This is a genomic window from Rhizobium sp. Leaf384 (assembly GCF_001424065.1).
Lineage (GTDB): Bacteria > Pseudomonadota > Alphaproteobacteria > Rhizobiales > Rhizobiaceae > Ferranicluibacter.
The window spans coordinates 444951-454037 of the sequence record NZ_LMQE01000001.1; the positions used below are offsets into that span (position 1 = coordinate 444951).

9 protein-coding genes are annotated in these 9087 nt (G+C 66.2%); 1 reads left to right on the forward strand and 8 read right to left on the reverse strand.

The genetic code is table 11. From position 1 onward, the window contains the following. Positions 1-3: 3 nt before the first annotated feature. The 3 genes from ASG25_RS02205 to ribH all read right to left on the reverse strand — a co-directional run bounded on the left by ASG25_RS02205 (position 4) and on the right by ribH (position 3479). Positions 4-2139 (reverse strand): sodium-translocating pyrophosphatase, encoded by a 2136-nt coding sequence (locus ASG25_RS02205; protein ID WP_062468649.1) that lies wholly within the window; start codon positions 2137-2139, stop codon positions 4-6. Between the two features lie 396 nt (positions 2140-2535). Then, entirely contained in the window at positions 2536-3021 is a 486-nt protein-coding gene (gene nusB, locus ASG25_RS02210) for a transcription antitermination factor NusB (protein WP_062468653.1), read from the reverse strand. Next, a complete protein-coding gene (gene ribH / locus ASG25_RS02215) occupies positions 3018-3479 on the reverse strand; it encodes a 6,7-dimethyl-8-ribityllumazine synthase (RefSeq protein ID WP_062471906.1) in 462 nt (153 codons plus the stop codon). The genes nusB and ribH overlap by 4 nt, the downstream gene beginning before the upstream one ends. A gap of 170 nt (positions 3480-3649) precedes the next feature. Between ribH and ASG25_RS02220 the strand changes: the two genes are divergently transcribed. Then, positions 3650-4234: a GNAT family N-acetyltransferase gene (locus ASG25_RS02220; protein ID WP_062468657.1), complete on the forward strand. Its 585-nt coding sequence runs from the start codon at positions 3650-3652 to the stop codon at positions 4232-4234. A gap of 7 nt (positions 4235-4241) precedes the next feature. Here ASG25_RS02220 and ASG25_RS02225 read toward each other — a convergent pair whose 3' ends face one another. The 5 genes from ASG25_RS02225 to ASG25_RS02245 form a co-directional block, all read right to left on the reverse strand. After that, a complete protein-coding gene (locus ASG25_RS02225; RefSeq protein WP_062468660.1) occupies positions 4242-4859 on the reverse strand; it encodes a riboflavin synthase in 618 nt (205 codons plus the stop codon). Then, positions 4859-6019, reverse strand: coding sequence for a bifunctional diaminohydroxyphosphoribosylaminopyrimidine deaminase/5-amino-6-(5-phosphoribosylamino)uracil reductase RibD (gene ribD / locus ASG25_RS02230; protein ID WP_062471909.1), 1161 nt, complete (start codon positions 6017-6019; stop codon positions 4859-4861). Before ribD ends, ASG25_RS02225 begins: the two co-directional genes overlap by 1 nt. A gap of 83 nt (positions 6020-6102) precedes the next feature. Then, positions 6103-6576 carry a transcriptional regulator NrdR gene (gene nrdR / locus ASG25_RS02235; protein ID WP_062468663.1) on the reverse strand — a complete coding sequence of 158 codons (474 nt, stop codon included), beginning with the start codon at positions 6574-6576 and terminating at the stop codon, positions 6103-6105. Between the two features lie 12 nt (positions 6577-6588). Further along, positions 6589-7887, reverse strand: a complete 1299-nt coding sequence (gene glyA / locus ASG25_RS02240) for a serine hydroxymethyltransferase (protein WP_062468666.1) — start codon at positions 7885-7887, stop codon at positions 6589-6591. 143 nt (positions 7888-8030) lie between these two features. Next, positions 8031-8438, reverse strand: coding sequence for a DUF559 domain-containing protein (locus tag ASG25_RS02245; protein WP_062468669.1), 408 nt, complete (start codon positions 8436-8438; stop codon positions 8031-8033). Between the last annotated feature and the right edge of the window lie 649 nt (positions 8439-9087).

A 9087-nucleotide genomic window follows, 5' to 3' on the forward strand; every position in this document is an offset into this window, starting at 1 on the left:
CCTTTAGGCGAGAACCGCCAGCAGCAGCAGGGCGACGATGTTGGTGATCTTGATCGCCGGGTTGACGGCCGGGCCCGCCGTGTCCTTGTAGGGATCACCCACCGTGTCGCCGGTGACGGACGCCTTGTGCGCTTCCGAGCCCTTGAGGTGACGCTGCCCGTCCTTGTCGACGAAACCGTCCTCGAAGCTCTTCTTCGCATTGTCCCAGGCGCCGCCGCCCGAGGTCATGGAGATCGCGACGAAGAGGCCGTTGACGATGACGCCGAGGAGCGACGCGCCGAGCGCCGCAAAGGCCGAGGCCTTGGAACCGGAAAGCGCGAGGACGCCGAAGTAGACGACGATCGGCGCGAGCACCGGCAGCAGCGACGGAACGATCATCTCGCGGATCGCCGCCTTGGTCAGCATGTCCACCGCCCGGCCGTAATCGGGGCGGTCCGTACCGGCCATGATGCCGGGCTTTTCGCGGAACTGCCGGCGCACCTCCTCCACGACGGAGCCCGCCGCACGGCCGACGGCCGTCATGGCGATGCCCCCGAACAGGTAGGGAATGAGGCCACCGAAGATCAGCCCGGCGACGACATAGGGATTGGAGAGATCAAAGGAGATCGTTCCGACGTCGGCATAATAGGGATACTTGTCGCCATTGGCGGCAAAATACTTCAGGTCGTTGGCGTAGGCGGCAAAGAGAACCAGCGCGCCAAGACCGGCCGAGCCGATCGCATAGCCCTTGGTGACGGCCTTGGTGGTGTTGCCGACCGCGTCGAGCGCGTCCGTCGACTTGCGCACCTCCGGCGGCAGATGCGCCATTTCGGCGATCCCGCCGGCATTGTCAGTGACCGGACCGAAGGCGTCGAGCGCCACGATCATGCCGGCGATGCCGAGCATGGCGGTGACGGCGATGCCGGTGCCGAACAGGCCGGCAAGCTGGTAGGTCGTGATGATGCCGCCGACGATGACGATGGCGGGCAAGGCGGTCGATTCCAGCGACACCGCAAGGCCCTGGATGACATTGGTGCCGTGGCCGCTGACGGAGGCCTGGGCGATCGAGTTGACCGGCCGCTTGTTGGTGCCGGTATAATATTCGGTGATGACGACGATCAGCGCCGTGACGACGAGGCCGAGAATGCCACAGGCAAAGAGGCTCGCACCCGTGATGTCCTTGCCATCGACCGTGCCGATGACGCCCCAGCCGACGGTGGCTGTCGTCGCGAGGGCAAGGCCGACGATCGACAGGAGGCCGGTGACGATCAGCCCGCGATAGAGCGCGCCCATGATCGAGCCGTTGGAGCCGAGCTTGACGAAGAAGGCCCCGATGATCGAGGTGATGATGCAGGTGCCGCAGATCGCGAGCGGGTAGACCATGGTCGAGGCGAGCGTCGCGCTTCCGGCAAAGAAGATCGCCGCCAGCACCATCGTCGCGACGATCGAGACGGCATAGGTCTCGAACAGGTCGGCCGCCATGCCGGCGCAGTCGCCGACATTGTCGCCCACATTGTCGGCGATGGTCGCGGGGTTGCGCGGATCGTCCTCGGGAATGCCGGCCTCGACCTTGCCGACGAGATCACCGCCGACATCCGCGCCCTTGGTGAAGATGCCGCCGCCGAGGCGGGCGAAGATCGAGATCAGCGACGCGCCGAAGCCGAGCGACACCAGCGCATCGATGACCTCGCGGTCACCCGGTGCATGGCCGAGGCCCGCGGTCAGGATGAGGTAATAGAGGGACACGCCGAGCAGCGCGAGGCCCGCCACCAGCATGCCGGTGATGGCACCGGACTTGAAGGCGATGTCGAGACCTGCCGACAGGCTGACGGAGGCCGCCTGCGCCGTGCGCACGTTCGCCCGGACGGAAACATGCATGCCGATGAAGCCCGCCGCGCCCGAGAGGACGGCACCGATCAGGAAGCCGATGGCGGCCGTGCCCGAGAGGAGCAGCCAGGCCGCGACGAAGACGATGGCGCCGACGATGGCGATGGTGAGATATTGCCGTGCGAGATAGGCCTGCGCCCCTTCGCGGATATAGCCTGCAATTTCCTGCATGCGGGCATTGCCCTGATCGGCAGCCAGCACGGACCGCGTCGCCCAGATGGCATAGGCCACCGAAACCAGCCCGCATAGAATTACGCCCAGTAGAACAATCATGTCGGATGTTTCCTCCCTTGGAAGGCCGGCAGGCAACGCCTCGCCAAAGCCCCGTCTTCGTCCCGCCGCGCCTCCTCACGCATAACGGGAACGGCGCCAGATTGCGGCGGCAGCATGGCAAGGTCAAGCGGACTTCGTGTCCAGAATCCCGCAACTTGGAAAAGGGCATCCCGCGGCGATGGCCATGCTCCTGCGCCCTTTCGGCACGCGCTTCGTCCTTGACCCGCCGACCGGAAGCCGCCTCCCGCACAGGGTGCCGGAGATGGGAAGCGCGCATCCACGTGCGCCGCGGCGGACGATCGCGCTCGCCGGCAAGTCCGCGGCACGAACAGCAAAAAGGGCGGACGCCCGAAGACATCCGCCCCAAAACCGATCAACGTGACATCGTGAAATAACCTACTTCCGCACGTCCGTGCGGAACTGGCGGGCAATGCGGTCGAGGACGGCGTTGACGAGCTTCGGTTCGTCTTCCTCGAAGAAGGCCCGCGCGATCTCGACATATTCGGTGACGATGACCGCGACGGGGACGTCCTTGCGTTCGGTCAGTTCGAACGTGCCGGCGCGCAGGATGGCGCGGACGGTCGAATCAAGCCGCGACAGCGCCCAGTCGTCCTGCAGGGCCGTGCCGATCAACGGGTCGAGCTTGCGCTGGTCGCGCACGACGCCCGAAACGATGGAGCGGAACCAGGAGGCGTCCGCCTTCAGATAGGTGTCGCCATCGATCTCCTGCCCGAGGCGGTGCGTCTCGTATTCGGCGACGATCTCCAGCACGCCGGTGCCGCCGATGTCCATCTGGTAAAGGGCCTGCACGGCGGCAAGGCGCGCTGCGCCGCGCTGGTTCGCCTGCTTCAGCGGGGGCGTCTGTTCGGTCGGCGTGTTCACTGTTCGCCTCCCAGCTTGGCTTTCAGGGCGATCATCGTCAGGGCAGCGCGCGCCGCGAAGCCACCCTTGTCGCCCTGCGACTTGCGCGCACGGGCCCAGCCCTGCTCGTCGTTCTCGACGGTCAGGATGCCGTTGCCGATAGCGAGGCTCTCGCTGACGGTCAGATCCATGATGGCGCGGCAGCTCTCGTTGGCCACGATGTCGAAATGGTAGGTTTCGCCGCGAATGACCATGCCGAGCGCGACGAAGCCGTCATATTCGGTGGCGCCGTTGTCGATGCCGTCGAGCGCCATGGCGATCGCGCCGGGGATTTCGAGCGCGCCGGGCACGGTCACGACGTCGTAGGTAGCGCCGGCGTCCGTCAGCGCGGAGGTCGCACCGTCGAGCAGCGCATCGGCCATGTCGTCATAGAAGCGGGCTTCGACGATGAGGATATGGGGCTTGCCGCTTTCGGCCATCGGTTCACCTGTCTGAGAAATGGGGGCAATGGAAATGTGGATGTTGCCGGTCGCTTGGTCGGCAGAGGCACGGGTCAAACCACGGCGGGGCCGCAATGGCAAGCCTTTTCCATATCGCGTGACGCAGGGCAGCTTTGCGATCGGCGCGATTCGCCTTTAAGACAGATATCATGCACGCCATACCGACCCTCGAAACAAACCGCCTGCTTCTTCGCCCCTACCGGCGCGACGACTTTACGGCCTATGCCAACCTCTTTGCCGATGCGCAGGTCGTGCGCTTCATCGGCGGCGTGCCGTTCTCGCGGGAACAGGCCTGGACGCGCTTTCTGCGCCAGGTGGGCATGTGGCATTATTTCGGCTTCGGCTTCTTCGCCCTGCAGGACAAGGAGAGCGGCGCCTTCATCGGCGAGGCGGGGTTCCACGATCTGCATCGCGTGATCCAGCCCTCGCTCGAAGGCACGATGGAAACCGGATGGGCCCTGTCCCCCACGGCCCACGGCCGGGGCTACGCCACCGAGGCCGTATCGGCGGCGCTGCAATGGGGCGAGCGGACCTATCCCAAGGCCCGGCGCACCTGCATCATCGATCTTGCCAACACCGCATCGCTGCGCGTCGCCTCCAAACTCGGCTTCCGCGAGATGGCGCGCACCGTCTATCACGGCGCACCGGTCGTGCTCTGCGAGCGCCTCTTCACAGCCCGGTCACAGGACCCCGAGGCCGGGCGACCCCACGACCGGGAGATGTCGAGAAGCTGACGCGACGTCAGACGTTCCTGGCCGGGAAATCCGCGAGCCGGGCCGCATAGCGGGCCATCGTGTCCACCTCGAAATTGACGCGGTCGCCGGCCTTGCGTTCGCCCCAGGTGGTGACCTCCAGCGAATGGCGGATCAGGAGAACGTCGAACACCGTGCCGTCGACGGCATTGACGGTCAGCGACGTGCCGTCGAGCGCGACGGAGCCCTTCGGGGCAACGAAGCGCGCCAGGTGTTCGGGCGCGTCCAGGCGAAACCGCGTCGCTTCGCCTTCCGCCTCCACCGACAGGATTTCGGCCGTGCCGTCGACATGGCCCGAGACGATGTGACCGCCGAGCTCGTCGCCGATCTTCAGGGCCCGTTCGAGGTTGATGCGCGCACCGGCAGACCAGCCGGCAATGGTCGTCAGGCGCAGCGCCTCCTCCCAGGCCTCCACCTCGAACCAGCGCTCGTTTGCGCCCTGCTCGGGCAGCGCGGTCACGGTCAGGCAGACGCCGGAATGCGAAATGGAGGCGCCGATGTCGATGGTGGCAGGATCGTAGGCTGTCGCCACGCGCAGGCGGATGCCCGCGTCGAGCGGCGTCACGCGCTCGACCTTGCCGATGTCAGTCACGATGCCGGTAAACATCAGGCAGTCCTTTCGTAGATATCCAGATGGTCGGGTCCGAAGGCCTCGCCAGACATATGCAGGAATTGCGCAGGCACAAGCCCGGGACGAACGGGAGAGGCCACGCCCTGCGGCCCGATGGTGGGCGTTCCCGTAAACAGGAGCAGGCGATCGACCAGCCCGGCCGCAAGGAACGAGGCCGCGGTGCGCGCGCCACCTTCGACCAGCAGCGAGGACAGGCCGCGGCTTGCCAGCGCCGGCAGAAGGAGGTCGAGCCTGCGCGGATCCCCTTCGAGCACCTCGACGCCCTGCGCCGACAGGGCATCGATCCGCAGCTGCCGCGCATGCGTCTCGGCGTTGTCTTCCTCCGACGCCAGCGGACGGGCCACCGCGATGACCGGAACCTGCCGTGCGGAGCGCGCCAGCTTGCTGTCCGGGGGCAGTCGCAGATCGGCGTCCAGCACGATGCGGACCGGCGAACGCTCTTCGAGCCCCGGCAGGCGGACGGTCAGGTCCGGATCGTCGGCGAGCGCCGTGCCGATCCCGACGAGGATGGCATCGGTGCGGGCGCGCAGGTGCTGCACATAGGTTCGGGCTTCCGGCCCGGTGATCGCCACCTGCCCCTGCCCCGCGCCACGGGCACGATCTCCGATCATGCCGTCGCGCGACAGCGCAAGTTTCAGCGTGACGTGCGGACGACCGAGGCGCATGCGCATCAGGTAGGCTTCCAGCGCGCGCGTACCCTGAGATGCGAGTACCCCGGTTTCCACGACGATGCCGGCCTCCTGCAACATGGCGATCCCACGCCCGGAAACGCGCGGATCGGGATCGACGACGGAGATGACGACGCGCGAAACGCCGGAGCGGATCAGCGCCTCGGCGCAGGGCGGCGTGTGGCCATGATGCGAACAGGGTTCGAGCGTGACATAGGCCGTCGCTCCGCGCGCGGCCTCCCCGGCCTGCGCCAGAGCCTGCGTTTCCGCATGCGGCCGTCCGCCGGGCGCGGTGACGGCCGCGGCGATGATCCGCGGTCCGTGCGCCTCCTCCTGCACGATCAGGCAGCCGACGGAAGGATTGCTGCCGGTGAACCCAAGATGGCCGGCCCCGACCGCAATGGCGTCCGCCATCAGCTGTTCGTCCACCGGCACGCCGGCGGAGACGGCGATGCCGTCTGCAGCCATGCCGTCTGCAGCTTGGCCGTCCGCTGTCGCGGCGGCATCCTCGGCGTTTCGATCATGGGAAGGCGTCATGTCGGCAGTTCCGGTCAGGCGCCGGGGTCGCGGGCGATCTTTGCAGAGAGTTCCGCCATGACCTTTTCGAAATCCTCGGCATGGGAGAAATCGCGATAGACGGAGGCATAGCGCACGAAGGCGACATCATCGAGACCCTTGAGCGCCTCCAGCACCTGCAGTCCGATTTCCTCGGACGCGATCTCGCTCTCTCCCGAGCTTTCGAGCCGCCGGACGATACCGGACACGGCCCGTTCGATCCGCTCGCGCTCCACCGGCCGCTTGCGCAGCGCGATGTCGAACGATCGCATCAGCTTTTCCCGGTCGAAAGGTGCCTTCCGACCGGTCTTTTTCAACACCATGAGCTCGCGCAGCTGCACACGCTCGAACGTCGTGAAGCGCCCCCCGCAATCCGGGCAGATCCGGCGGCGGCGGATCGCCGCCCCGTCTTCGGCCGGTCGGGAATCCTTGACCTGGCTGTCTTCCGATCCGCAAAAGGGGCAGCGCATTCCGATATGGCCTTACAGGTAGGCGTACATGGGGAAGCGGTCCGTCAGGGCCACGACCTTCTCGCGCACGCCGGCTTCCACCGCCGCATTGCCCTCGTCGGAATTGGCGGCCTTGAGGCCGTCCAGCGTGTCGACGATCAGGTTGCCGATCTCGCGGAATTCGGTTTCCTTGAAGCCGCGCGTCGTGCCGGCCGGCGTGCCGAGGCGAATGCCGGAGGTGACGAAGGGCTTTTCCGGATCGAAGGGAATGCCGTTCTTGTTGCAGGTGATGTAGGCGCGGCCGAGGGCCGCTTCCGCCCGCTTGCCGGTTGCGTTCTTCTTGCGCAGGTCGACCAGCATCAGGTGGTTGTCGGTGCCGCCGGAGACGATGTCGAGACCGCCATCGACCAGGGTCTGCGAAAGCGCCTTGGCGTTCTTGACGATCTGGGCCGCATACTCCTTGAATTCGGGCTTGAGTGCCTCGCCGAAGGCGACGGCCTTGGCGGCGATGACGTGCATCAGCGGGCCGCCCTGCAGGCCGGGGAAGACGGCCGAATTGAACTTCTTCGCCAGATTCTCGTCATTGGTCAGGATCATGCCGCCGCGCGGGCCGCGCAACGACTTGTGCGTCGTCGTGGTGGCAACATGGCAATGCGGGAACGGCGACGGGTGCTGGCCACCGGCAACGAGGCCGGCGATGTGCGCCATATCGACCATCAGCCAGGCGCCGACCTCGTCGGCGATCTCGCGGAAGCGCTTCCAGTCCCAGATGCGGGAATAGGCGGTGCCGCCGGCGATGATGAGCTTCGGCTTGTGCGTGCGCGCGCTTTCGGCAACCGCCTCCATGTCCAGCATGTGATCTTCTTCGCGCACGCCGTAGGAGACCACGTTGAACCATTTGCCGGACATGTTGACCGGCGAGCCGTGCGTCAAATGTCCCCCGGAGTTCAGGTCGAGGCCCATGAAGGTATCACCCGGCTGCAGCAGCGCCAGGAACACCGCCTGGTTCATCTGCGAACCGGAATTCGGCTGCACATTGGCGAAGTTGACGCCGAAGAGCTGCTTGGCGCGGTCGATGGCCAGTTCCTCGGCGATATCGACGAACTGGCAGCCGCCATAGTAGCGCTTGCCCGGATAACCCTCGGCATATTTGTTCGTCATGATCGAGCCCTGCGCTTCGAGCACGGCGCGCGACACGATGTTCTCGGATGCAATCAGCTCGATCTCGTGGCGCTGACGGCCCAGCTCCTTCTCGATCGCACCGAAAATATCCGGATCGCTATCGGCGAGGGACCGGTTGAAGAAGACGTCGTTGGCGGCTGCATCGCTCATGATCAGGCTCCTATAGGGCGGTGGCACGGTGTTTATCTCCCTCGCATGCCAAGGGCAACCCGCGCCCCGCGTTTTGCGCCATTTGCCGCGGCGTCTGCGCTGTGGACGGGATGGGTGGGGTGGGAGGCGCCTGGCAAGGGCGTTCATGTCGATGACGCTGCGGCCAGCACAAACGTGAAGTCGATCGAACGCACCGGTTCTTTCAGTCGGCCGTCTGCGATCGCCACAATGGTTTCCAGGACGGACCGCATCTCGCGCGTCACGTGATGGCTCCAGAACCGGGCGATGTTCCAGCCACGGTCTGCCATGATCGCGTTTCTGACCTGGTCGTGATCGCTGCCTGCATGCTGATGACCATCGACCTCCACGACCAGACGGGCTTCGCGACACGCAAAATCGGCAAAGTAGCGATCGATGGGCAACTGCCGTACGAATTTCAGATTGTTCAGTCGCCGCCCGCGCAGCTCGCCCCAGAGCAAGCGCTCCGCCTCGCTGTCCCCTTGTCTGAGCTGACGCGCTCGCGCTGTCGTCCGCAGGTTCGGCCCTCTCATGCCCCCTCCGCACTTGCGGGCGACCCCGCCCCTAACGCTGTCCCCGCCCGCGGGGAGAAAGCAGCGAGCGTGCCTTGCTCTCGCGGAAAAAGCAAACGGCGCACCAACGTCTCTTCTCCCCGCACGCGGGGAGAGGGGACAAGCGTGCCTTGCCCATGAGGGAAACCAAGCGGCGAACCACGTCTCTTCTCCCCGCCCGCGGGGAGAAGATGCCGGCAGGCMGATGAGGGGCTACGCCGCCCAACAAAACGGCCGCGCCATCGATCAGCGCCGCTGTGCCCTGGTCCAGCTTACGACGACCCTTTGCGCGTGCGGGCTGCCCCTCACCCTAACCCTCTCCCCGCCTGCGGGGAGAGGGGACAAGCGTGCCTCGTCCTTTGGGAGAAACSAAGCRGCGCACCAACGTCTCTTCTCCCCGCACGCGGGGAGAAGATGCCGGCAGGCAGATGAGGGGCTACGCCGCCCAACAAACGGCCATGCCATCGGTCAGCGCCGCCGTGCCCTGATCCAGCTTTACGACGACCCTTTGCGCGTGCGGGCCGCCCCTCACCCTAACCCTCTCCCCGCCTGCGGGGAGAGGGGACGAGCCTGCCTTGCCCTTTGGGGGAAACCAAGCAGCGCACCACGTCTCTTCTCCCCGCACGCGGGG

Coding starts and splice junctions, on each gene's coding strand:
- ASG25_RS02205 (WP_062468649.1), bottom strand. CDS start 2,139: ATGATTGTTCTACTGGGCGTAATTCTATGCGGGCTGGTTTCGGTGGCC.
- ribH (WP_062471906.1), bottom strand. CDS start 3,479: ATGGCCGAAAGCGGCAAGCCCCATATCCTCATCGTCGAAGCCCGCTTC.
- ASG25_RS02220 (WP_062468657.1), top strand. CDS start 3,650: ATGCACGCCATACCGACCCTCGAAACAAACCGCCTGCTTCTTCGCCCC.
- ASG25_RS02225 (WP_062468660.1), bottom strand. CDS start 4,859: ATGTTTACCGGCATCGTGACTGACATCGGCAAGGTCGAGCGCGTGACG.
- ribD (WP_062471909.1), bottom strand. CDS start 6,019: ATGGCTGCAGACGGCATCGCCGTCTCCGCCGGCGTGCCGGTGGACGAA.
- nrdR (WP_062468663.1), bottom strand. CDS start 6,576: ATGCGCTGCCCCTTTTGCGGATCGGAAGACAGCCAGGTCAAGGATTCC.
- glyA (WP_062468666.1), bottom strand. CDS start 7,887: ATGAGCGATGCAGCCGCCAACGACGTCTTCTTCAACCGGTCCCTCGCC.
- ASG25_RS02245 (WP_062468669.1), bottom strand. CDS start 8,438: ATGAGAGGGCCGAACCTGCGGACGACAGCGCGAGCGCGTCAGCTCAGA.